Annotated in this window: 21 protein-coding genes and 2 riboswitches; of the genes, 9 read left to right on the top strand and 12 right to left on the bottom strand. The window is 61.2% G+C overall.

What is annotated here, in order from left to right; translation table 11 throughout:
* Positions 1 to 18 precede the first annotated feature (18 nt).
* Positions 19 to 112, top strand: a riboswitch (glycine riboswitch).
* A 10-nt stretch (positions 113 to 122) separates the two neighbouring features.
* A riboswitch (glycine riboswitch) is annotated at positions 123 to 224 on the top strand.
* 63 nt (positions 225 to 287) lie between these two features.
* Positions 288 to 1,547, top strand: a complete 1,260-nt coding sequence (locus Q0O99_RS06630) for a D-amino acid dehydrogenase (protein ID WP_293749738.1) — start codon at positions 288 to 290, stop codon at positions 1,545 to 1,547.
* A 2-nt stretch (positions 1,548 to 1,549) separates the two neighbouring features.
* Positions 1,550 to 2,032, top strand: coding sequence for a GNAT family N-acetyltransferase (locus Q0O99_RS06625; RefSeq protein WP_293749736.1), 483 nt, complete (start codon positions 1,550 to 1,552; stop codon positions 2,030 to 2,032).
* Here Q0O99_RS06625 and Q0O99_RS06620 read toward each other — a convergent pair.
* Positions 2,013 to 3,164, bottom strand: coding sequence for a hypothetical protein (locus Q0O99_RS06620; RefSeq protein ID WP_293749759.1), 1,152 nt, complete (start codon positions 3,162 to 3,164; stop codon positions 2,013 to 2,015). The genes Q0O99_RS06625 and Q0O99_RS06620 overlap by 20 nt on opposite strands.
* Before the next feature lie 164 nt (positions 3,165 to 3,328).
* Here Q0O99_RS06620 and Q0O99_RS06615 point away from each other — a divergent pair, with 164 nt between their 5' ends.
* Positions 3,329 to 5,254, top strand: a complete 1,926-nt coding sequence (locus Q0O99_RS06615; RefSeq protein WP_293749734.1) for a radical SAM protein — start codon at positions 3,329 to 3,331, stop codon at positions 5,252 to 5,254.
* Positions 5,255 to 5,598: 344 nt separating this feature from the next.
* Positions 5,599 to 7,173 (top strand): ATP-binding protein, encoded by a 1,575-nt coding sequence (locus Q0O99_RS06610; protein ID WP_293749732.1) that lies wholly within the window; start codon positions 5,599 to 5,601, stop codon positions 7,171 to 7,173.
* Between the two features lie 370 nt (positions 7,174 to 7,543).
* Here the strand turns inward: Q0O99_RS06610 and Q0O99_RS06605 are convergent, their stop codons facing one another.
* From Q0O99_RS06605 to Q0O99_RS06580, 6 genes are all read right to left on the bottom strand, one after another.
* The gene (locus Q0O99_RS06605; protein ID WP_293749730.1) at positions 7,544 to 7,693 is read right to left on the bottom strand and encodes a hypothetical protein; all 150 of its coding nucleotides are present in this window, start codon (positions 7,691 to 7,693) and stop codon (positions 7,544 to 7,546) included.
* 44 nt (positions 7,694 to 7,737) lie between these two features.
* Positions 7,738 to 8,436, bottom strand: a complete 699-nt coding sequence (locus Q0O99_RS06600) for an SDR family NAD(P)-dependent oxidoreductase (RefSeq protein WP_367185213.1) — start codon at positions 8,434 to 8,436, stop codon at positions 7,738 to 7,740.
* Positions 8,433 to 9,209, bottom strand: coding sequence for a formylglycine-generating enzyme family protein (locus Q0O99_RS06595; protein ID WP_293749729.1), 777 nt, complete (start codon positions 9,207 to 9,209; stop codon positions 8,433 to 8,435). The genes Q0O99_RS06600 and Q0O99_RS06595 overlap by 4 nt, the downstream gene beginning before the upstream one ends.
* Positions 9,206 to 9,592 carry a thiol-disulfide oxidoreductase DCC family protein gene (locus tag Q0O99_RS06590; RefSeq protein ID WP_293749728.1) on the bottom strand — a complete coding sequence of 129 codons (387 nt, stop codon included), beginning with the start codon at positions 9,590 to 9,592 and terminating at the stop codon, positions 9,206 to 9,208. Before Q0O99_RS06590 ends, Q0O99_RS06595 begins: the two co-directional genes overlap by 4 nt.
* Positions 9,589 to 10,161 (bottom strand): histidine phosphatase family protein, encoded by a 573-nt coding sequence (locus Q0O99_RS06585; protein WP_293749727.1) that lies wholly within the window; start codon positions 10,159 to 10,161, stop codon positions 9,589 to 9,591. Before Q0O99_RS06585 ends, Q0O99_RS06590 begins: the two co-directional genes overlap by 4 nt.
* An 86-nt stretch (positions 10,162 to 10,247) precedes the next feature.
* On the bottom strand, positions 10,248 to 10,904 hold the full coding sequence (locus Q0O99_RS06580) for a DsbA family oxidoreductase (RefSeq protein WP_293749726.1): 657 nt from the start codon (positions 10,902 to 10,904) through the stop codon (positions 10,248 to 10,250).
* Positions 10,905 to 11,008: 104 nt separating this feature from the next.
* Between Q0O99_RS06580 and aroQ the strand changes: the two genes are divergently transcribed.
* A complete protein-coding gene (aroQ, locus tag Q0O99_RS06575) occupies positions 11,009 to 11,446 on the top strand; it encodes a type II 3-dehydroquinate dehydratase (protein ID WP_293749725.1) in 438 nt (145 codons plus the stop codon).
* 30 nt (positions 11,447 to 11,476) lie between these two features.
* Here aroQ and Q0O99_RS06570 read toward each other — a convergent pair whose 3' ends face one another.
* Positions 11,477 to 13,045, bottom strand: a complete 1,569-nt coding sequence (locus Q0O99_RS06570; protein WP_293749723.1) for a glycerol-3-phosphate dehydrogenase/oxidase — start codon at positions 13,043 to 13,045, stop codon at positions 11,477 to 11,479.
* Between the two features lie 147 nt (positions 13,046 to 13,192).
* On the opposite strand from Q0O99_RS06570, the gene Q0O99_RS06565 reads away from it, so the two are divergent.
* On the top strand, positions 13,193 to 13,975 hold the full coding sequence (locus Q0O99_RS06565; protein ID WP_293749721.1) for a DeoR/GlpR family DNA-binding transcription regulator: 783 nt from the start codon (positions 13,193 to 13,195) through the stop codon (positions 13,973 to 13,975).
* A gap of 410 nt (positions 13,976 to 14,385) precedes the next feature.
* On the opposite strand, the gene Q0O99_RS06560 is transcribed toward Q0O99_RS06565, so the two are convergent.
* The 3 genes from Q0O99_RS06560 to Q0O99_RS06550 all read right to left on the bottom strand — a co-directional run bounded on the left by Q0O99_RS06560 (position 14,386) and on the right by Q0O99_RS06550 (position 18,816).
* Positions 14,386 to 16,779, bottom strand: a complete 2,394-nt coding sequence (locus Q0O99_RS06560; RefSeq protein ID WP_293749719.1) for a YgiQ family radical SAM protein — start codon at positions 16,777 to 16,779, stop codon at positions 14,386 to 14,388.
* A 79-nt stretch (positions 16,780 to 16,858) separates the two neighbouring features.
* On the bottom strand, positions 16,859 to 17,089 hold the full coding sequence (locus Q0O99_RS06555; protein WP_293749717.1) for a DUF2783 domain-containing protein: 231 nt from the start codon (positions 17,087 to 17,089) through the stop codon (positions 16,859 to 16,861).
* On the bottom strand, positions 17,086 to 18,816 hold the full coding sequence (locus Q0O99_RS06550) for an FAD-dependent monooxygenase (RefSeq protein ID WP_293749716.1): 1,731 nt from the start codon (positions 18,814 to 18,816) through the stop codon (positions 17,086 to 17,088). Before Q0O99_RS06550 ends, Q0O99_RS06555 begins: the two co-directional genes overlap by 4 nt.
* Before the next feature lie 176 nt (positions 18,817 to 18,992).
* Between Q0O99_RS06550 and Q0O99_RS06545 the strand changes: the two genes are divergently transcribed.
* Genes Q0O99_RS06545 through Q0O99_RS06535 form a run of 3 tightly spaced genes read left to right on the top strand, consistent with a single transcriptional unit; the run spans position 18,993 to position 20,812 of the window.
* Positions 18,993 to 19,592: a YigZ family protein gene (locus tag Q0O99_RS06545; RefSeq protein ID WP_293749715.1), complete on the top strand. Its 600-nt coding sequence runs from the start codon at positions 18,993 to 18,995 to the stop codon at positions 19,590 to 19,592.
* Positions 19,593 to 19,616: 24 nt separating this feature from the next.
* A complete protein-coding gene (locus Q0O99_RS06540) occupies positions 19,617 to 20,213 on the top strand; it encodes a chromate transporter (RefSeq protein ID WP_293749714.1) in 597 nt (198 codons plus the stop codon).
* Positions 20,210 to 20,812 carry a chromate transporter gene (locus Q0O99_RS06535; protein ID WP_293749713.1) on the top strand — a complete coding sequence of 201 codons (603 nt, stop codon included), beginning with the start codon at positions 20,210 to 20,212 and terminating at the stop codon, positions 20,810 to 20,812. The genes Q0O99_RS06540 and Q0O99_RS06535 overlap by 4 nt, the downstream gene beginning before the upstream one ends.
* A 22-nt stretch (positions 20,813 to 20,834) precedes the next feature.
* On the opposite strand, the gene Q0O99_RS06530 is transcribed toward Q0O99_RS06535, so the two are convergent.
* Entirely contained in the window at positions 20,835 to 21,185 is a 351-nt protein-coding gene (locus Q0O99_RS06530) for a hypothetical protein (RefSeq protein WP_293749712.1), read from the bottom strand.
* Positions 21,186 to 21,190: the final 5 nt, after the last annotated feature.

Raw genomic sequence — 21,190 nt, 5'->3', positions numbered from 1 at the left:
CCCACACTTCAAAATCGAATTCCCGCATCGGGAGAGACTGTTTGCAAATGCAGGCAGCGCCGAAGGAGCAACCACCCCGGAAACTCTCAGGCCAAAGGACCGATGCTGGTCGACACCTCCGTGTCAAAAACTCTGAAGAGCGCCCCCGGTTCGTCACCGGGGCCCACCGCAGGAGCAAGCCTCATCCGAGGTGAATCTCTCAGGTTTCAAACAGAGGGGGTCATGCCGCTCACATCCGGTGCGCAGCATGCCCTCACGTTTGAGACGTTTTGAAGAGAAAACTCCCCATGAAAAAGCACATGGTCATCATTGGCGGCGGCATCACCGGCGTCACCTCCGCCTACGCCCTGGCCCAAAAAGGCATCCAGGTCACCCTGATCGAGAAAAACCGCTACCCCGGCATGGAAACGTCTTATGCCAACGGCGGTCAGCTGTCGGCCTCCAACGCCGAAGTCTGGACCCACCCGTCCACCATCATCAAAGGCATCAAGTGGATGCTCCAAAGCGACGCGCCCCTGCTGATGAACCCCGCCCCCACCTGGCACAAGCTCAGCTGGATGGCCGAGTTCGTGACTGCCATGCCCCGGTACAAAGACAACACCATCGCCACGGCCCGTTTGGCCATTGCATCGCGCGAGCACCACTTTGCATGGGCCAAGGCTGAAGGTATTGACTTTGACCACAAACCCAAAGGCATATTGCACATCTACAGGGACAAAAAGGGCTTTGACCACGCGGGCGAAGTCTCCCAGCTGCTGGCCCAAGGCGGCCTGCCACGCCGCGCCGTGACGCCCCAAGAAATGAAAGCCATCGAGCCCACCCTGCAAGGCCATTACTACGGCGGCTATTTCACCGAAAGCGATTCCACCGGCGACATCCACAAATACATCTTTGGCTTGGCCAAGGCTTGCGAGCGTCTGGGCGTGAAGATCCTGACCGAGCACCAGGTGCTGAATGTGGCTTCTAACGGCCAGACCGCCACGGTGCAGGTGCAACACCAAGGCCAGACCGACACCCTGAGTTTTGACGGCATCGTGATCTGTGCCGGCGTGCACGGCCGGGGCTTGGCCGCGCAACTGGGCGACCGCTTGAACATTTACCCCGTCAAAGGCTACTCGATCACTGTGGGCCTTCACGATGCCGCCAGCCAGGCCGCCGCACCAGAGGTCAGCCTGTTGGACGACGAGACCAAGCTGGTCACCAGCCGCTTGGGCGATGACCGTTTCCGCGTCGCGGGCACCGCCGAGTTCAACGGCATCGACCTCGACATCCGAGCCGACCGCATCCAGCCGCTGGTCAACTGGGTCAACCAATGCTTCCCGGGCGTTGACACCCGTCGGGTGGAGCCTTGGGCGGGCCTGCGCCCCATGATGCCCAACATGCTGCCGCGCGTGGGTGCGGGCAAAAAAGCCAACGTTTTTTACAACACCGGCCACGGGCACCTGGGTTGGACGCTGAGCGCCATCACGGCACACCAACTGGCTGGCCATGTGATGGCCGCTATGCAGGACAATGTGCGCTCCTTGATGACCCCCGCCACCGCTTGACCATGACACTTCACATCCTGCCCGTTGACTACCAAAACCCCGCGCACCGCCAAGCCTTGGTGGTGCTGCTGGACGCCTATGCCCAAGACCCGATGGGCGGGGGCGAGGCGCTGGCGCAGGATGTGAAAGCGCGCTTGTGCGATGACCTGGCCGCGCGCAGCGATGCGGCCAGCTTCATCGCCTGGTTGGGCGATGCGCCGGTGGGCTTGGTCAACTGCATCGAGGGCTATTCCACCTTCAAGGCACGGCCTTTGATGAATATCCACGACATCGCCGTGCTGCCGTGTCACCGGGGTGGGGGTGTCGGTCAGGCTTTGTTGGCAGCTGCCGAGCAGCACGCCAAGGACCGCGGTTGCTGCAAGCTGACCTTGGAAGTGCTGACGGGCAACTCGCGGGCCTTAAAAAGTTATTTGGGATTTGGCTTTGAGCCCTACGCGCTCGACCCCGCAGCAGGCCAAGCCAGCTTCATGCAGAAGTGGCTTTAGCCAGCTGCCACTGCTCTTTGAGCCAACGCTTGAGTTCAGCCTCGTTCTGAATGCGGCGTAAATCGGCGGCCAGGCTGTCGGCACTGTGCCGCTGGTCGGCCTGGATGCGCTGCAGTGACTGGCTCAGCGCGGCCTCGTCGACACTGGCGCGCACCGGCACGCACAGCTCGCGGCTCAAGCGGCTTTCCAGCTGCTCCAGATCGTCTTCGAGCGCAGCCACTTGCTCCTTGAGCAGCAAGGACATGGCGATCAGTTTGTCGTCGGCCATGCGTGCCGTGCCTGCCTTGTTTTTGGGGTTGATCTGCGTCACCTGCATTTGCAGGCGCAACAAAGTGGTCAGGTCGTTTTTTTCATAAGCGGCGTTGACCTCGCTCATCAGCGCGGTTTTGCGCAGGCGTTCTAGTTCATCCGGTTCACGGTCGGGGTGCAAGGCACTGGCCAGTTGCCGAAAGATGGTGCGGATGGCGCTTTTGGCGTCCAACTCGCGCATCAGCGCCGCGGGCACTTCGCCTTTTTCGGCCGCAGCGCTTTTCTTTTGCGCTTGTTTTTGGGCTTTGCGGGCTGCGCGCTTGGTGTTCTTTCGTTCTTCGTCGGCTTGCTGCTGGCGTTGCCACTGGCGCATGCCCGCAGCCATCATCTCTTCGGGTGTCTGGTACTGGCTGGGTTTTTCCAGGGGTTGACCCAAGGCTTCTTCGATCCGCTCACGCAAACGCTGCGCGGCCTCGGCCTGATCATCTGCGGCTTCTTGCTCGTCTTCTTCGCTCACATAAATCTCAACCAGGGCCTGAACCTCTGGGTCGTGGGTGGCGGCCAAATGCGCCATCAAACCCCGCACCAGTCCCCGGGCCATGCGCTGCTGCCGATCGGTGAAGTCTGAGCTTTGCAGGCGTTCATGCACAAAGAGCAACAAACTTTTGCGTTGCGCCTGCGACAGCTGCACCGACGCGCGCAGGGCCTGAATGTGCGCATAACGGTGCTTGTCAGACCATGCCTGCAGTCGCTGGATCTGCCCCGAAAGCCGCTCGATCTGGCCCAGCAAGTCGTTGAAGCGCTGTTGTGCGGGGCTCAGTTTTTCTTGCGCCGAGGCTTGCACCATCAAGGTCGACAAGGATGGTGCAGCATGAAGGGGCATTTCGGACAAGGGCGTTCTCTGAAAGAAATCAATCGGGCGGTTGCGTATGGGCCTGATGGAAGGCCTGTTGGATGTTAACGCGGCCATGTGGGCCGTCCCCAGGGCCGAATGCCGGGGTGGCTCTGCCCGTTGATAATCACGCACCGATTCGAAAACACCCCAGCATGCCCAGCCCCGCCCCGTTCAAAGTCCTGAGCCTCATCCCGCCGATGACGCAGCTCAACACGCCCTACCCGTCCACAGCCTACCTGACGGGTTTTTTGCGTTCGCGGGGTTTCGATGCGGTGCAAGAAGACCTGGCGCTGGCCACAGTGCTGGCTTTGCTGAACAAAAAAGGGCTGACCGACCTGCGCGACGCCGCCCTGGCCTTGCCGGTTGAAGATCGCTCGGGCCCGGTGAATTTTTTCCTCGACCACTTCCACGATTACGCCATCAGCATCGACCCGGTGATTGCCTTCTTGCAAGGCCGCGACAGCACCCTGAGCCACCGCATCGCAGGCCGCGGCTTTTTGCCCGAAGGGCCGCGCTTTGCCGCGCTCGATGCCTATGACGACGACGGCACCGGCGACCCGATTGGCTGGGCTTTTGGCGCCCTGGGGCAAACCGACCGCGCCCGGCACCTGGCCACGCTGTGCTTGAACGACCTGGCCGATGTGCTGCGCGATGCGGTGGACGAAGGCTTTGAATTTGTGCGCTACGCCGAGCGCTTGGCCGCCAGCCAGCCCAGCTTTAACGCGTTGGCCGACGCTTTGGCCCAGCCGCCCAATTTGATCGATGCCACGCTGGAGCGCCTGGCCCTGCAAGCCATTGAGCGGCACCAGCCCACCTTGGTTTTGCTCTCGGTGCCCTTCCCCGGCTCGGTGTATGCGGCCTTTCGCATCGCCCAGTGCATCAAGCAGGCGCACCCGGCCATCCGCATTGGCCTGGGCGGCGGCTTTGTGAACACCGAGTTGCGCGAGCTGAAAGACGCTCGCGTGTTCGATCATGTGGATTTCGTCACGCTCGACGGCGGCGAACGCCCGCTGCTCAGCCTGATCGAACACCTGCAAGGCCAGCGCAGCGTGCAGCGCCTGCAGCGCACATTCATCCGCAACGACGCTGGCCTGGTGCAGTACATCAACCTGCAAGAGCCCGATATCCCGTTTGAAGAGGTGGGCACGGCCACTTGGGATGGCTTGCCGCTGCACCAATACCTGTCATTGCTGGACATGCTCAACCCCATGAACCGGCTGTGGAGCGACGGGCGCTGGAACAAACTCACCGTGGCGCACGGTTGCTACTGGAAGAAGTGCAGCTTTTGCGACGTGAGCCTGGACTACATCAGCCGCTACGAAACCGCGCAGGCCAGCACACTGGTGGACCGCATCGAACAGATCGTGGCCGAAACGGGCCAAACCGGTTTTCATTTTGTGGACGAAGCCGCGCCCCCCAAAGCGCTCAAGGCCCTGGCCGAAGAACTGCTGCGCCGAGGCGTGCAAATCTCGTGGTGGGGCAACATCCGATTTGAGAAAACCTTCACACCCGAGTTGTGCGACTTGCTGGCCCAAAGCGGGTGTATTGCCATGTCGGGCGGGCTCGAAGTCGCCTCTGACCGCTTGCTTCAGCTCATGAAAAAAGGCGTTTCGGTGGAACAGGTGGCGCAGGTCACCAAAGGCTTTGCCGACGCGGGCGTGATGGTGCATGCCTACCTGATGTACGGCTTTCCGACGCAGACCGTGCAAGACACGGTGGATGCCCTTGAGTACGTGCGCCAGCTGTTTGAAAACGGCTGCATCCACAGCGGTTTCTTCCACCGATTTGTGTGCACCGTGCACTCACCCGTAGGCCAAAACCCCGAGGCCTACGGCGTCACGTTATTGCCCCTGCCGGAAGGCACCTTTGCCAAAAACGATGTGGGCTTTGTCGACCCGACCCCCATGCCTGCGGGCGTGGACCACGACCTGCTGGGCCAGGGCCTGAAAAAAGCCATCTACAACTTCATGCACGGTGTGGGGGTGGAAAACGATGTGCGCCAGTGGTTTGAGCTGCCCAAGGGGCTGTGCCCCAAGACCACCGTGCTGCGCCACACGATCGCCAAGGCTCTGAGCTGAACCATTGCAAAAAATAGGCTCCCTTGGCAAGGCGTCAATAACCAAGCGAAACCCCAGCCATCGCCGTCAGCGGTAATTTCCTGTAAAAAAATTGTCTTACAAGTAATACTTTGTTATAAATAAAAATGAAATATTCATTCTCAACCATTAACTCAAATCTAAAAATACTAAAAGAGCGCCTGCGTGGTCGTCACGGCCCCCGCTCCTCGCAGCACCATGAGCGAGAGTGGCTTTTTTTCTCCTTCTTGCTCATCCTGCTCCTGGGCTTCGCAGCGTTTGCGGTGGTGTCCTGGCAATTGGATCTGACTAAAGGGTTGCTGACCAATCTGCTCGGTATCTTGGCCATGCTTGTGCTCGGAGGCTTGCGACTGGCCGGCGTGCGACTCAGCCCGCTGATCACGGCCTTGCAGGCCTTGACCTTGGCTCAGGCGTTTTACATCACTTGGATCACAGGGGGCATTTATTCGGCCACGACCAGTTGGTTGGCATTGGCCACACTGCCGGCCATACTGGCCTACACCCAACGCGCGCGCTTGATCGGTTTGGGTGTGGGCTGGTTATTGATAGTGGGCCTGTATGGCTATGCATTGATGGGAGGAGACATGTCTTGGCCCATCAAGCCAAACAACCTGATCCATTGGCATTTCATGATGGCCATCGTGATTTTTGGCATGCAATTGGTCTTGTTGCTGCTCTTGGGCAAAGTGCGCAACGAGCGACTCCAGTACGCACAACAACAACGGCGAAAACTGAGGCAATTGACCAAAAACCTGCAAAATAGCCAGAATCAAAAAGACCAGTTTGTGGCCTCAGTCAGCCACGAGCTGCGCACCCCCATGAATGCCATTTTAGGCTTGGCCGATTTGATCCAGCAAGACAAGCGGCTCGATGACGACATACACTCGAAGGCCGGGGACATTCAAAAATCTGGCGAGCATCTGCTGACCGTCATCAACGACTTGTTGGACCATGCGCAAATGCAAGCCGGTCGCTTGCAGGTGGTGCAAGAGCCCTTCAACCTGCACGACACCCTGGAGATGAGCTTTCAACTGCTCAGGCGGCGGGCACAAAGCAAACCCTTGCGCTACACACTGCACACCGAGCCCAACTTGCCCCATTGGGTCGTTGGCGACAGCCATCGCTTAACTCAAATTTTGGTCAACTTGCTGGGCAATGCCATCAAATTCACCGCCAAAGGCGAGATCAACATGCATTGCGCCGCAGAACCGGCACCCGAAGACCCGCAACACCGCTGCGTTCTGAAAATCTCGGTGCGTGACACTGGCATCGGTATCGCCCCCGAATTACATTCCCGGGTTTTTGGGAGCTTTTCACAAGCCGACAGTTCAATCGCTCGGCGCTTTGGCGGCAACGGCCTGGGCCTGTCCATCACCCGGGGGCTGGTCGAGGCCATGGGCGGCAGCATTGACTTTGAAAGCCAGGTGGATGTCGGCACCACCTTCACTGTTACCCTGCCCTGCGCTTTGAGCTGCGCCCCGGCCCGGAGTTTGCCTCAAGACGAAGCCGGAAACTGCGACCAAATGGTGCGCATCTTGATTGCAGACGACAACCCGCTGAACCGCCAAATCGCCGCATTGCAATTGCACCACCACTTCACGCAAGCCCAAATCACTGAAGTAGACAACGGTCTGCAGGCCTTTGAAGCGGTGCGGGACGGCCCTGGCTTTGATGTGGTCTTGATGGACCTTCTGATGCCCGAGATGGATGGCCAAGCCGCCACCCGCAAAATCCGCAGCGAGTTGCCTGCGCCTCAGTGCTTAACTCCCATCATCGCCTTGACGGCCAACGCGGACAAAGACGCGCTCGCCCTTTGCCTTGCTGCCGGCATGAACGAATGCGTGGTGAAACCCTTCAATCGCAGCCTTTTGATCAAGCGGGTCTTGTTTTATGTGACGTGACCGAACGTCAAGCCGCCGTCGAAAATGCACGCGGCCCGGACCCGGCAGTCGGGCTAGGGATCAGCGCAAACAAGCCAGTGTTTGATCTTCCCTAGGATCAATGCGCCCCAAACCACCCACCACGCGTCACAAGATCGTCAAGGCACCGTGTTGAAGGAATTGCTCAAATAACGAGCAGAAGCTATCAGGCCAACAGGCATGCGGGTCGCAGGGCTTGTTCATGCACTTATCCACAACTTGGCGCACTATTAGCGGGGGGCAACCCGGCTAACGCACGGCCCTTCTAAGCGGCTGGCAACCATCAAGGCGGCAAAACCCACAAAAGCACCGCCCGTGACACGGTTAAATTTTTCAGCACATGGGCTTGCTGTCAAAGGCGCAAGAGCGTGTGGCATGCGCCGTGGCTAATCCCCAGCAGCATGTTGGGCACCGAGGTGGCCGACACCACAAAGGCCATCACGACAAACATCCACCAATCCTGCAAGCCCATTCCCCCGCCCCTGTTTTTTGCGGGGAACATGAATTGTCCACCCCTGCGCAGGCCCACCTCAGCGCTTGGGCTCGTCACCAGGGAATGCTTTGCCCCTGATGGTCCACAAACTGTGCACGCCCGGTGGGCTGCAAGCCATCGAGCGTGGCCAGCAAGCGCTGGGCTGACTCATCAGGGTGCAGGGCATCTTGGCCGACAAACGGCTGGCTCAAGGCCGATTGCACCGTGCCCGGCTGCAAGGCGGCCACCACCACCAATGGCCTGCGCCGCGCGATTTCGATGGACGCTGTTTGTAGCAACATGTTGAGCGCCGCCTTGGCCGACCGGTAGCCGTACCAACCGCCTTTGCGGTTGTCTTCGATGCTGCCCACGCGCGCCGACAATTTGCCCCAAATCACCCGCTGACCAGATGCCAGCAAAGGCGCGAAGTGCTTGAGCAGCAAAGAAGGGCCCACGGCGTTCAGGTGAAACGCGTTCAGCAAGTGGGGGGCATCCAACTCGTCCAGTCGTTTTTCTGGGCCACGCCCATTCAGCGTCAAGGCCCCCGTGGCGTCCAGCACCAAATGAAAGGGCCCCTGTGCGGCCAAAGCCTGCGCACAAGTGGCGATGCTGGACTCGTCCAGCAAGTCAAAGCCTGGCAAGCTCTGGCGCGAAACGCCGCACACCTTGGCACAGCGCGGGTCACTGTTCAAGGCTTGCACGAAGGCTTGGCCCATCGCGCCACTGGCGCCAAACACCAAAGCCCGGTAGTCCTCGGGCAAAGAATGCATCATGAGGGTGTCTTGCTCGGATTAGCGCCTTTTGGCGTGAGGTCATAAGCACAGCGAAAGCCGAGGTAGACCACGTAAACGTCAGCGGCTTTGAAGGCCTGCACATCGGCCTTCATGTTGAACGCGCCGTACCACCACGAGCCACCCACGGTGCGCCGCTGGCCGCCCTGCTCATCGGTGGTCCACTCCCACACGTTGGCCCCCATGTCGTACAAGCCGTTCACGCCTTGGCGCGTGGCCCCGGCGGGTGCGGCGCGGGGCCAGGGGTCTGGGTCGCTGGTGTTCGCGCCTTGCGGGCTGTCACCCGTGCTCCAGGCATAAGTTTTGCCTTTCACCCAAGGCGCTGGGGGGTTGTCACGCAACTCGGTGAACCCCGCCTTTTGCCATTCCGCGCCTGTGGGCAAACGGCCCCCTGCCCAGCGGCAGTAAGCCTGCGCCTCGGCAAAGTCCAGGTGCACAGCAGGCAACTCAGAATTAGCAGGAACGCCATCCGGTTGGCGCCAAGACCAGCCGGGACGGCGTACCCATCCGCCCACATACTCAAAACCACCACCCTCTTTTTCGGCCCGGGTCACGGTGCCAGTGGCTCGCGCATAGCGCTCAAACTGGCCGATGGTCACTTCGGTGCGGTCGATGGCCCAAGGGCCCAAAGTCACCTTCTCGCCAACAGGGCTGGATGCTTGAGCCAAAGCCAGGGGCAGATCCAACACAGCCAAAGCGCCAAACAGACCCAAGCCAACCACTTTGGGCAAAGCGCCCGACAATCCTCTGGTCATCTCGATTTCTCCTCACCTAAGCCGCGCCTGACCCACTGTTGCAAAGTGGGTCGCAACGGCAAAAACAAACGGTACGCGGCCTCGAACAACCAAGACAGCGGAGGCCAGGCCGACAGCCAACCCAACCAACGCCAACCCGGAAATAGCCGCCACATTTGCGAGAACGCTGCCGCGCCACTGAACAAGCGCCCTTGGCGGTCACGCACATGGAAACGGGCCATCGCCTGCGCGCAGCTGAGCGAGGCGCCCAATTCGGCCCCCGCAGTCACATCCACCCAATCGATGGCGGCCGCCTGGGGCAAACGCCGGTAAATCGCGATCTCGCGCCGGCACATGGGGCACGAGCCATCAAAGTAAACGGTCAAACTGTGCAGGCCGCTCATGGGGCTAGCTCCGCTCGGGCCAGCAAACGGCCTTCTCGGTCCACCAAAAACCCCTCGCCCATGCTGGGGTAGGCGCCTGTCAGGCCAGTCATGTTCACTTGGTGCGTGACCCACACCTCGGTTCGGCCTTGAGGCCATCCACGCAAACGGGCCAACAAGGCCTTTTTCTGGGCTGCCGGATCGCCTTGCCCGGCAAAGGTGCTGTTCAATGCGGGCCAGTCTTCGAACTGCCCAAAAGCCAGTCGCGCCGTGTCTTGGCAGCGGCACCACTGGCTGCTCAGCACCGCATCGGGCTTGAAATTTTGCGTTTGCAACCAGGCCCCAAATGCCTGAGAGGCTTGTTTGCCCGCATCGCTCAAATTGCGTTGGGTGCGGCACTGCCCCAAAGTGAATCCCGCCGGGTCGCCCAGGCCCGATTCGGTCGCGGCATGGCGTATCAGCAGCGCACCGCCGCTTTGCCGCCAAAGGCGAAGCAGTTCGACCGCGGCAGCCTTGCGTTCAGGCTGCGCCTGCACGACACGCGAAAAGCCGAGCAGGGCCAAGGCAGCCGCCGCAGGCCATGGGCCCAAAAGTTTGCGCCGTAAAATACAGACCCTCGGCGTCTCGTGATTTGCAGTCACCTGCTGGAACGGTGGGTTCATCTGCAAGGCCCAACTCAAGCCACTTCGCCTGAGGCGATGCGCCGCAGCGCCTGCTCAAACACCTCGACCGGCTGACCACCCGAGATCAAATGCTTGTCGTTGATGATCACCGCGGGCACCGAGCGAATGCCCGCCTGGGTGTAGAACTGCTGGCGTTCGCGCACCTCTAGGGTGTAGGCATCGCTTTGCAGCACCGCTCGGGCAGATGCCACATCCAGCCCTGCTGCGGCCACGCCCGCGAGCAAGATCTCGGTGTCTTCCACGCACTCGGCGCGGCCCTGATAGGCCTGCAAAAAGGCTTTTTTGAGTTGGTGCTGCGCCCCAGCGCCTTGACTCTCGGCCCAATGCAGCAAGCGGTGCGCGTTGAAGGTGTTGTAAACCCGGCCGCGACCGCCGGGGTGGAAGGTAAACCCCACCTCAGCCCCGCGTGCGGCAATGGTCTGGCGCATTTGGGCTTGTTGCTCGGGCGTGGAGCCGTACTTTTCAGTCAAGTGCTCGCCTAAATCCTGCCCGCCTGGGGGCATGTGGGGGTTGAGCTCAAAAGGCTGGAAGTGCAGATCGGCCTGCACTTCACTGTCCAGGCGAACCAGGGCTTTTTCGAGAGCGCCCAAACCCACGGCGCACCAAGGGCAAGCAATGTCAGAAACAAAATCAATTTTCATGGCGATCATCAGCAGCTTTCATGGCAAACCAAGCCGCGTATCTTGCCGCAAATCACCGACAATCGCAGTGGTAGGCACCCATCTCCCTGATTCTTTTAGCCCAAGGCCCCACCATGAACATCCTTGTCCTTCACGGCATCAACCTGAACATGTTTGGCAAACGCGACCCGGCCCAATACGGCACGACCACGCTGGACGAAATCAACACCCAACTGACCGCCCTCGGCCAAGAACTGGGCGCGCAGGTCGAGTGCTACCAAACCAACTTCGAGGGCGAAATGGCCGAGCGCATCCACCGCGCCCACGGCGATGGCGTGCAGGCCGTGGTCATCAATGCTGGGGCCTGGACGCATTACAGCTACGGCATCCGGGATGCGCTGGCCATTCTCAAGTGCCCCATCATCGAGGTGCACATGTCCAACATCCACGCCCGGGAAGCCTTTCGCCACCATTCGGTGATCGCCGACATCGCCAAAGGCCAGATCGCCGGTTTTGGCGCGGACAGTTACCTGCTGGGCCTGCGGGCTGCTGTGTCGGCCGCCCATCGCTGATTTGGCTGATTTGGCCGATTCGGTGCTGCGTCAATCGCTCAGCGTGTAACGCTGACAGAGTTCCAAAAAATCATTCAAACGGGGCTCGAGTCCAGTCTCTTCTTGCAGCAAAGCGGCCACGGCCGGTGCCATGGTCGCAGCCTGGCGTGCATCCAGAAACAAAGCCCGCCAGCGCCTGGCGAGCATGTCTTCTACCGTGAAAGCCCACTCATGGCGTGCGGCAAAACGCACCATCGCCTCGGTCAAGCCCAAGCCCAAATCGCGCTTCGCACCGGGCAAGGCCAGCACCTGGTCGGCTTGACTGCCCCACAGGTGCACGCCGGGGGCTTCGCTCAAGGGGTGCGGCGTCTGCGCGCCACTTTGTGCAGGCGCACCCACCAGGCGGTGCTGCCGGGTGTCTACTGGCCCATTCGGTGCAGGCGGCACATCGCCGTGGGCTTGCAGGGTGTGCATGACCTCCTCGGCCATGCTGCGGTAAGTGGTCCATTTGCCACCGGTCACCGTGACCAGCCCCGGGGCTTCGCGTCGGATCAGGTGTTCGCGCGACATCTGGCTGGTCGACTGCGCTTTGTCGCCCGGCCCTGCGCTCCCCACCAAAGGGCGCAGGCCCACCCAAACGCTGCGCACATCACCGGGCTGCAGCGCCAGGCCAAATGCGTTGCGTGTTTCGCGGAACAAAAAGTCCAGCTCCTCGGCCATGGGCTGCGGCTCGCGAGGTGCGTCGCTGCGCGGGGTGTCGGTGGTGCCAATCAAAGTGGACCCCAACCAAGGTACGGCAAACAGCACCCGCCCATCGGCGGTACGCGGAATCAGCACGGCCTCGCGCAGCGGCAAACACGCCCGCGTGACCACCAGGTGCACGCCTTGGCTGGCTGTAACCAAGGCCTTGATGGGCGCCCCCCCGGCCTCGGGCGGCAAGGCCAACCGGCGAAGTTCATCCACCCACACCCCCGCCGCGTTGACCACGCAGCGCGCCTGCACCGTGCGCGATGTGCCCCGCCGCGCATCGAGCAAGCGCACTTGCCAGCCGTTCTGTACGGGACTCAGCGCGCTCACACGGGTGTGGTTGTGCACGCGGGCACCTGCGCGCTGCGCAGTTTGGGCCAAGGCCAGCGCCAATCGGGCGTCTTCAAACTGGCCATCCCAATAACGCATGCCTGCCACTGCGCGCCCGACCAGGCCCGCCAGGTCCGGCAAACCTTGGGCCAACGCCTGGCGCGAGACGGCCACGGTATTGCCCAAACTCAAACGCCCAGACAACCCTTGGTACAGCTTCAGGCCCACGCCCGTGAAGGCCCAGCTCAGCCAATCGGCTGCAGGCACCACAAAGGACAAGGGTTGCGCCAAATGCGGCGCCAAAGCCAGCACGGTGGCGCGCTCGCGCAAAGCTTCGCGCACTAGGCGCAGCCGCCCTTGCGCCAGATAACGCACACCGCCGTGCAGCAGCTTGGTTGAGCGCGAAGAGGTGCCGCTGGCAAAATCGCGGGCCTCGACCAGCAGGACGCTGCGCCCCTCCAGCGCGGCTTGCAAAGCCACCCCCAACCCGGTGGCCCCACCGCCCACCACCAGCAGATCATACGACTCTGGAGCTTCTTCCATTTTCAATTCATTCAAAATAGTCTTTTAAATGATCATAAATTGATGATTATAATGATTCTTTTTTGATTTTATTGAAATAAAGACCCTGTTTTTTGGCATGTCGCTCTTAGTGAAGAATCCGAATCCACATTAAAAAAGCAATCGACCATGGCCCTCAACCCCAGACAACTCGCCATTCTGCAATCCGTGCGCGAACAAGGCAGCGTCAAAACCGAAGAGCTTGCTGAAGAGTTCGGCATCACCCTGCAAACTGCCCGGCGCGATATCCAACGCCTGACCGAAGCGGCAGAGCTGGAGCGCTTTCATGGCGGTGTGCGTGCGGTGGACTCTTCTACCCGAAACACCACCTACACCGAACGCCAACGCACCCAAGCCAGCGCCAAGCAAGACATTGCGCGCCAAGTGGCCGCCGCCATTCCCCACGGGGCCAGCCTGTTCATGAACCTCGGCACCACCGTGGAGGCCGTGGCCAGCGAACTTCTGCAGCACCGCGACTTGCGGGTGGTGACCAATAACCTGCACGTGGCCCGCATTTTGGCGGCCAACCCGCAGTGCGACGTGGTGGTGGCAGGCGGCACCCTGCGCCACGAAGATTTGGGCATTGTGGGTGAAGCCGCCTTGAACTTCATCCGCCAATTCAAGGTGGACATTGGCCTGATCGGCATCGGCGGTATCGACGCCGACGGCACGTTGCGTGACTACGACATGCGCGAAGTCATGGTGGCCCGCGCCATCGTGGCGCAATCGCGCCAGGTCTGGCTGGTGGCCGACCACAGCAAATTCGAGCGCTCCGCCATGATCGAAATGGCTCCGCTGAAAGTGGTGCACACCCTGTTCACCGACATGGCACCTGCGCCTTCGCAGCAGCGGTTGATGGAAGAGTTGGGGGTGCGATGTGTGGTCGCGACCAACAGCCTTTGTATGACTTAGTCGCCGTTGACCGCCTGACGGCGATTGGTCTGCACCGCCTGACGCACTGCCTGTGCAAGGCAACCAGTGGCTTGCGCCTTCACAAACTCGGCCTCGATGTTGTCCAGCTGATCTGCCTGGGCTGCTGCACTTTGACGGATGCAAACGAAGAAGGTGATGCAGACATGAGACGCTCCTTTGTGGCGCGTTTAGCGCCAAAACGGACCCATCTGGCCATCTGGCTTGAATAAATCTCTATCGACGCAGGGAAAACTTCTACAGCCATCCACACCCACCGTGCCCAGGCTGTGGATAAGACCCGGGACAAGTGTGCCAAGGCGCGTACTTGTTGGGCTGGCGAGGTACGCTTAATAAACAGGCAATGCCAGCAGCCCACAGCCCTGGCGCCTCTCTCAAAAGCCAACCGCAAGTTACCTCTTTGCCCGTGGCGGCAAGCCGGTGTGCTGCGTCAACAATTGGCCTTTTTTAGGCTGCCCCATCGCCTTGGGGCTGGTGGACAGAGACACCGAAGACTTGGCCCCCGCCCCAGTGCTGTTTTTGCGCCGAGCACTTTGGTAGCCGTCTTCGGCCAGCGGTTGCCAGTTCGGAATCAAATGGTGTTTGCCGTTGCCAATCAAATCCGACCGGCCCATGGCCTTGAGGGCTTCGCGCAGCAGCGGCCAGTTGTTGGCGTCGTGGTAGCGCAAAAACGCTTTGTGCAGGCGGCGGCGCTTGTCGCCTTTGACCACGTCCACCTTTTCGCTGTCGCGGGTGATTTTGCGCAGCGGGTTGCGGGTGGAGTGGTACATGGCCGTGGCGGTGGCCATGGGGCTGGGGTAGAAAGTTTGCACCTGGTCGGCCCTGAAACCGTTCTTTTTGAGCCAGACGGCCAGGTTCATCATGTCTTCGTCGCTGGTGCCCGGGTGCGCGGCGATGAAGTACGGGATGAGGAACTGCTTTTTGCCCACCTCTTCGCTGTACTTGTCGAACATCGACTTGAAGCGGTCATAGGTGCCGATCCCCGGCTTCATCATCTTGGACAGCGGGCCGCCCTCGGTGTGCTCGGGCGCAATCTTCAAATAGCCGCCCACATGGTGCTGCACCAGCTCTTTCACGTATTCGGGCGACTGCACGGCCAAGTCATAGCGCAGACCGGAGCCGATCAAAATCTTCTTGATGCCCTTCAAGTTGCGCGCCCGGCGGTACATGTTGATCAGCGGACCGTGGTCGGTGGTCAGGTTCTGACAGATGCCGGGGAACACGCAGCTCGGTTTGCGGCAGGCCGATTCGATTTCGGGGCTCTTGCAGCCCAAGCGGTACATGTTGGCCGTGGGGCCGCCCAGGTCAGAGATGACGCCGGTGAAGCCTTTGACTTTGTCGCGGATGTCTTCCACCTCGCGGATGATGGATTCTTCAGAGCGGCTTTGGATGATGCGGCCTTCGTGCTCGGTGATGGAGCAAAAGGTGCAGCCACCAAAGCAGCCGCGCATGATGTTCACGCTAAAACGGATCATTTCCCAAGCGGGGATTTTGGTCGCGTGGTCGTGGCTGCCGTTCTCGTCGGCATAGCGCGGGTGCGGGCTGCGGGCGTATGGCAGGTCGAACACATGGTCCATCTCGGCGGTGGTGAGCGGGATGGGCGGCGGCGTGATCCACACGTCGCGGGCGGTGGTGCCTTCGCCGTGGGCTTGCACCAGGCAGCGGGCGTTGCCGGGGTTGGTTTCCAGGTGCAGCACGCGGTTGGCGTGGGCATAGAGCACGACATCTTGCTTGACCTGCTCGTAGCTGGGCAGGCGGATCACGCTTTTGTCACGCGGCGGCACTTTATGGGTGCCTTTGCCTCGCAGGGCCGGGTTGGGTACAAAGGTCAGCGGCTGAGTGATGGGCTGAATAGCGGCTTGCACGGTGCGGGCTTGGGCCACGGCGGCCGACAAATCGGCTTCAACGCTTCGGGCGTTGTGTGCGTTGTGGCCCTCGGCCACTTCCTTGGCTTCTTCTTCGCGGGCGCACGTGGCGCCCTGCTCCCGCGCCTGGTCCGAAATCATCAGATACGGGTTGATGTGCGCTTCCACATGGCCCGGCGTGTCCACGCTGGTGGAGTCGATCTCGAACCAGCCTACAGGCGTTTCACGCCGGACAAAGGCGGTGCCGCGCACGTCGGTGATCTGCTGCACGGGCTCGCGGGCGGCCAAGCGGTGGGCGATCTCGACAATGGCCCGCTCGGCGTTGCCATACAACAGCAAGTCGCACTTGCTGTCCACCACCACAGAGCGGCGCACTTTGTCAGACCAGTAGTCATAATGCGCGATGCGGCGCAGGCTGCCTTCGATGCCGCCCAGCACAATGGGCACTTCGGGAAAGGCTTCACGGCAGCGCTGGCTGTAAACAATCGCGGCGCGGTCTGGCCGCTTACCGCCCACATCACCCGCGGTGTAGGCGTCGTCGCTGCGGATTTTGCGGTCCGCCGTGTAGCGGTTGATCATGGAGTCCATGTTGCCGCTGGTCACGCCCCAAAACAGGTTGGGTTGGCCCAGTTCTTTGAAGGCGTCTGCGCTCGTCCAGTCGGGCTGGGCGATGATGCCAACCCGAAAACCCTGGTTTTCCAGCATGCGGCCGATCACCGCCATGCCAAAACTCGGGTGGTCCACATAGGCGTCGCCCGTGACCAACACAATGTCGCAGCTGTCCCAGCCCAGTTGGGTCATTTCGGCACGGTTCATCGGCAAAAACGGGGCCGTGCCAAAGCGCTGCGCCCAGTACTTGCGGTAACTGGTCAGGGGTTTGGCGTCACGCGGGAAAAAGGAAACGTCGACAAAGGCGTTCATGGGCGGGCATTTGGGGCAACCCTCTAGTGTAGGGGCTCAGCGGTGGGCCTGAAGCCGGCGCGGGTATTCGACCTGGTACTCACCCGGGAGCGTCAAAGCCTTCAGCCGAGTCTCCGCGTGAAAGGTCTTTTTGGGCCCGCTCGATCAAGTCAACAAAACTCGGCGCGTCGCCCAGCGCTTGAGCGGCCAGCAAGGCCAGCTTGACCAGAAAGAGTTCGGATTTTTCGGGGCCAGCGGCGTCAATGGCCGTGGCCAGTTGGTCGTAGGCGGTTTCCAGTCCGGCAATGTCCAAACCAGTCGGGTTGTTCATGAGGCTTCTCCGGTGGTGGCTTGCTTCAGCGCAGCGTTCAGACGCTGCGCATCCAGGCGCAACCAGCGGGCGCATATGTGCTGGTCGGGACGCAACAGGTAGGCTGCGCCGGGCGTGGTCACGCCGTAGCGGCTGTGCACCCGGCCTTGCGGGTCTGACAGCACCTGCAGCCAGGGCACATCGGTCGGGCTTTGCACCAGGCCCGCCACTGACGGGCCAGACGGCGTGATGCACGTGAGCCTCAATGGGAAACCCTGTGCCTGCCATTGGGCAACGCCGTCGTGCAGCTCGGTGGGCAAATGCTCTGCCTCTCCAAACCACAGCAGGTCAAAACCACCGCCCAGGTGGTCCAGCAAAAACTGCGTGTTCGTCAAGCGCACATTGAGCGGCGGCGCACCGTGCGCGGGACCGGCCAAGAACTGCGCGTTGTCGTCCACGCGGCAGTTGAGGCTGGAGTGGCTGTACTCGTGTGGGCGCGAGGTGCGCCAGTGGTAGAGCGGTCGCACAAAGGCTTCGGTGAGCGAGAGCGACAAGACGGCGTCGCGCAACAGCCGAAAGCCGCGTGTGGGCGGGGTCATGAAGCGGGTGCTTTTGCCCGCTTCTTCGATGATTTCCCAAGCCGCTCCCACGCGCTCGGTGCTGTAGTTGGCCAGCAAGGCCGCAGCGCCTTGTCCCCGGCACACCAGCGCCAGCCGCCAGGCCAGGGCCTGCGCGTCCTGAAAACCGGTGTTGGCCCCCCGGACGCCAAAAATCGGCAGCAGATGGGCGGCGTCCCCCATGAACAAGGTGCGTCCCACCCAGTAGTCGGGCAAGGTGAGTGTGCGGGCCGAATACACCGAGCTCCAGTCCATCTCCCAAGGCTTGTCGGCATGACCGATCATGGCCAGTTGGGCGTTGATGCGGGTTTTGAGCGACTCTGAAGACAAGGCCTGCTCTGGCGTTTCGCCCTCGGGCAGTTGGTAGTCAATGCGCCAGATGCCCAGGGGCTCGCGGTGCAGCAACACCGTATTGCCAGGGTTCCAATCGGGGTCAAAAAAGGCCAGGCGTTCGGTGGGCAAAGGCAGGTCGATGCGGATGTCGGCAATGACAAAACGGCCTTCGTAAGATGCGCCTTCGAGCTTGAGGTCCAGCAGGCTGCGAATGGCCGAACGGGCCCCGTCTGAGGCCATCAGCCATTCGGCCTGCAGGGTGTAGGGGCCTTCGGGGGTGTCGACTTGCAGCTGGGCGTGGTCGGCGTGTTGCGTCACGGCCGTGACGCGGTTGCCCCAGCGCAGATCGATCAGAGGGTTCGCTTGGCAGGCTTCGACCAGGTACTGCTCCAAAAACTGCTGCTGCAGGTTGATCATGGGGCCAAAACGGTCGTTCTCGTCGTGCGGGGCTTCCATGCGGAACACGCGCTGACCCCGGTAAAACGAGTTGCCAAAGCGCCAGGGTAAGCCGTTTTGCGTGACGCGCTCGGCCACACCCACTTGTTGCAGGATTTCCATGGACCGGCGGGTGAACACGATGGCGCGGCTGCCCTCGCTGACCTGCTGCTCCGACTCCAGCAGCACACAGGGCACCCCAAAGCGGGCCAACTCCAAAGCGGCCGTCAGGCCCACCGGCCCGCCACCTGCAATCACCACGGGGTGCAGCGGCTGCGCCGGGTGTTGCGAGGGCAGCCAAGGCGGGTGCACGGTGTAGTCGTAATAAATCGAGCGGCGGGGCGCGCTGGCCGGTTGGTGCATGGTGCTTTCAAGAGGTGGAAGCGACAGAAAAATGATGGGCCAGACGCACCGATTGGCACGCTGGCGAGTGAAAAAGAGCGCTGTCTGATCAGGTTTAGCGTGGGATCATATCGAAACGTCACTTTGACGGCCTTCGGTGCGGTGTGGTGCCACAGCCCTTGGGGTATTCTTGCCCGATGTCTTTTTCTCTTGCCTGCCCTGCCCACCACGAACTGGTCATCAAAAAAAGTCGCTTCATCGCCTGCGTCGAATCGGTCGCGGGACGCGACGAGGCGCAGGCCCGGGTGGCGCAACTCAAGGCCGAGCACCCCGATGCCGCCCATGTGTGTTGGGCGTTGCTGGCCGGCGGCCAGTCGGCGGCCAACGACGATGGCGAGCCCGGCGGCACGGCCGGACGACCCATGCTGGAGGTGCTGCGCCACCAGGACCTGCAAGGCGTGATGGCCTCGGTGGTGCGTTACTTTGGCGGCATCAAGCTGGGCGCGGGTGGTCTGGTGCGGGCCTACACCGATGCGGTGGCGCAAGCCTTGCTTAGCGCCGAAAAAGTCCTGCTCATCGTGCAAACGCCGCTGGCTTGCAACGTGTCTTATGCGCTGGAAGGGCTGGTGCGGCGCGAAATTGAACTGGCCCAGGCGCAGCTGCTGGGAGTGGCCCATGGCAGCGTGGTCACTTTGCGCTTTGCCTTGCCCGCCACCCAGGCGGCAGCCTTGATGGCTCGGCTGAGCGAGAGCGGTCGGGGCCAACTGGTGTGGCTGGACTGTGACACCTTTGAGTGAGCCCGTACAGGGATAATCTGAAACATGCCCGAATACCAACCCCTGCAGCAACCGCGCTCCAAAACCGATTTGTTTCTGTCCTTCAACTGGCTGGCCTTGCAAGGCTTTGGTGGCGTGCTGGCTGTGGTGCAGCGCGAGTTGGTCGAGAAAAAACGCTGGATGACACGCGAGCAATTTGTTGAAGACTGGGCGGTGGCGCAAATTTTGCCGGGGCCAAATGTGGTGAATTTTTGCCTGATGATTGGCGGTCGGTATTTTGGTTTGGCAGGTGCTATGGCCTCTTTGGCGGGTTTGCTGATGGCCCCCTTGGCGGTGGTTTTGCTACTGGCCATGGCATTCGGAGGCGTATCGGATGCCCCTTGGGCGCAAGGCGCCTTGCGCGGCATGGGCGCTGTGGCGGCCGGTTTGATTGCCGCCACCGGGATCAAACTGATGAGCGCCTTGAAACGCAACCCCATGGGTCTGCCAGTGTGCGCGGCCGTGATGCTGTCCACCTTCGTCTGTGTGAGCGTCCTCCGCTGGCCGCTGATCTGGGTGCTGTTGGGGGTGGGCAGTGCCGCTTGTGGCTGGGCTTATTTTCAGCTGACGCGCCAAATGCTGAACAAAGGGGACGCCGCATGAGCCTGGCGGTACAACTGAGCGTCAGCGATTGGCTGGCGTTTTTCAACCACTTTTTGTCCCTGTCCCTGTTGGCGGTGGGCGGTGCGATCATCACCGCGCCCGACATGCACCGTTTTTTGGTGGACGAGCACCAGTGGCTGAGCGAACAACAATTCAGCTCCTCCATCGCGCTGGCGCAGTCTGCGCCCGGACCCAATGTGTTGTTTGTGGCCTTGATCGGCTGGAACGTGGGACTGAACGCAGGCATGGGCTTGGGAGGGGGTTGGTTCAGCGTGGGCTTGTCGGCCCTGGGCGTTGTCATGAGTTTGCTGGGCATCATGCTGCCCTCGTCCATACTGACTTACAACACCACGCGCTGGGCCCAGCGCCACCGGGACAAGTTGGGCGTGCGGGCCTTCAAGCTGGGCATGGCACCTGTGGTCATTGCGCTGCTGGTGTCCACCGGCTGGTTGCTCACTGCGGTCCACAACCAGCCCACGAAAGACTGGCCGCTGTGGCTGCTCACGGCCGTGGCCATGCTGCTGGTCTGGCGCACCCGCATCCATTTGCTGTGGTTAATTGGCGCAGGCGCTGTGATCGGCGCGTTGGGCTGGATCTGAGGCGTCAGGGCTGTACGGCCCCTCAGCGCGGGCTCTCGAAGAACACCGTGTTCGAATAATCGCTGACCTCGAAATAGACTTTTTTCTCGCCCGGATCGACTTCCAAGTTGAAGTTTTCATCGAGCACGCCATAGCCGTAGCGGTAGGCACGGGCTTTGCCATCGTCTGTACCCAAAGCGGTGCTGACTTTGTCCACCTTGATGAAGCGGCGCACCAGCTTCTCGCCTGCATAAACCTCCATCACGCCATTGGTGCCAGTCCAGTTCTGGATGCTGCGGCTGATTTTGTTTTGTTGCTCTTGCGTGCAGGCGGCCAGCAGGCTGGCTGCGCCTAGGGCAAGGATCAAGGCCATGTGGGTGGTGATTTTTGACATGATTG

The organism is Limnohabitans sp. Rim8, from assembly GCF_945901735.1.
Classification (GTDB): domain Bacteria; phylum Pseudomonadota; class Gammaproteobacteria; order Burkholderiales; family Burkholderiaceae_C; genus Limnohabitans_A.
This window is presented reverse-complemented; position numbering and strand designations above follow the sequence as displayed.

What these genes read in the sequence shown, in the direction of transcription:
- Q0O99_RS06630 (WP_293749738.1), top strand. Translation starts at nt 288, where the DNA reads ATGAAAAAGCACATGGTCATCATTGGCGGCGGCATCACCGGCGTCACC.
- Q0O99_RS06625 (WP_293749736.1), top strand. Translation starts at nt 1,550, where the DNA reads ATGACACTTCACATCCTGCCCGTTGACTACCAAAACCCCGCGCACCGC.
- Q0O99_RS06620 (WP_293749759.1), bottom strand. Translation starts at nt 3,164, where the DNA reads ATGCCCCTTCATGCTGCACCATCCTTGTCGACCTTGATGGTGCAAGCC.
- Q0O99_RS06615 (WP_293749734.1), top strand. Translation starts at nt 3,329, where the DNA reads ATGCCCAGCCCCGCCCCGTTCAAAGTCCTGAGCCTCATCCCGCCGATG.
- Q0O99_RS06610 (WP_293749732.1), top strand. Translation starts at nt 5,599, where the DNA reads ATGCTTGTGCTCGGAGGCTTGCGACTGGCCGGCGTGCGACTCAGCCCG.
- Q0O99_RS06605 (WP_293749730.1), bottom strand. Translation starts at nt 7,693, where the DNA reads ATGTTCCCCGCAAAAAACAGGGGCGGGGGAATGGGCTTGCAGGATTGG.
- Q0O99_RS06600 (WP_367185213.1), bottom strand. Translation starts at nt 8,436, where the DNA reads ATGATGCATTCTTTGCCCGAGGACTACCGGGCTTTGGTGTTTGGCGCC.
- Q0O99_RS06595 (WP_293749729.1), bottom strand. Translation starts at nt 9,209, where the DNA reads ATGACCAGAGGATTGTCGGGCGCTTTGCCCAAAGTGGTTGGCTTGGGT.
- Q0O99_RS06590 (WP_293749728.1), bottom strand. Translation starts at nt 9,592, where the DNA reads ATGAGCGGCCTGCACAGTTTGACCGTTTACTTTGATGGCTCGTGCCCC.
- Q0O99_RS06580 (WP_293749726.1), bottom strand. Translation starts at nt 10,904, where the DNA reads ATGATCGCCATGAAAATTGATTTTGTTTCTGACATTGCTTGCCCTTGG.
- aroQ (WP_293749725.1), top strand. Translation starts at nt 11,009, where the DNA reads ATGAACATCCTTGTCCTTCACGGCATCAACCTGAACATGTTTGGCAAA.
- Q0O99_RS06570 (WP_293749723.1), bottom strand. Translation starts at nt 13,045, where the DNA reads ATGGAAGAAGCTCCAGAGTCGTATGATCTGCTGGTGGTGGGCGGTGGG.
- Q0O99_RS06565 (WP_293749721.1), top strand. Translation starts at nt 13,193, where the DNA reads ATGGCCCTCAACCCCAGACAACTCGCCATTCTGCAATCCGTGCGCGAA.
- Q0O99_RS06560 (WP_293749719.1), bottom strand. Translation starts at nt 16,779, where the DNA reads ATGAACGCCTTTGTCGACGTTTCCTTTTTCCCGCGTGACGCCAAACCC.
- Q0O99_RS06555 (WP_293749717.1), bottom strand. Translation starts at nt 17,089, where the DNA reads ATGAACAACCCGACTGGTTTGGACATTGCCGGACTGGAAACCGCCTAC.
- Q0O99_RS06550 (WP_293749716.1), bottom strand. Translation starts at nt 18,816, where the DNA reads ATGCACCAACCGGCCAGCGCGCCCCGCCGCTCGATTTATTACGACTAC.
- Q0O99_RS06545 (WP_293749715.1), top strand. Translation starts at nt 18,993, where the DNA reads ATGTCTTTTTCTCTTGCCTGCCCTGCCCACCACGAACTGGTCATCAAA.
- Q0O99_RS06540 (WP_293749714.1), top strand. Translation starts at nt 19,617, where the DNA reads ATGCCCGAATACCAACCCCTGCAGCAACCGCGCTCCAAAACCGATTTG.
- Q0O99_RS06535 (WP_293749713.1), top strand. Translation starts at nt 20,210, where the DNA reads ATGAGCCTGGCGGTACAACTGAGCGTCAGCGATTGGCTGGCGTTTTTC.
- Q0O99_RS06530 (WP_293749712.1), bottom strand. Translation starts at nt 21,185, where the DNA reads ATGTCAAAAATCACCACCCACATGGCCTTGATCCTTGCCCTAGGCGCA.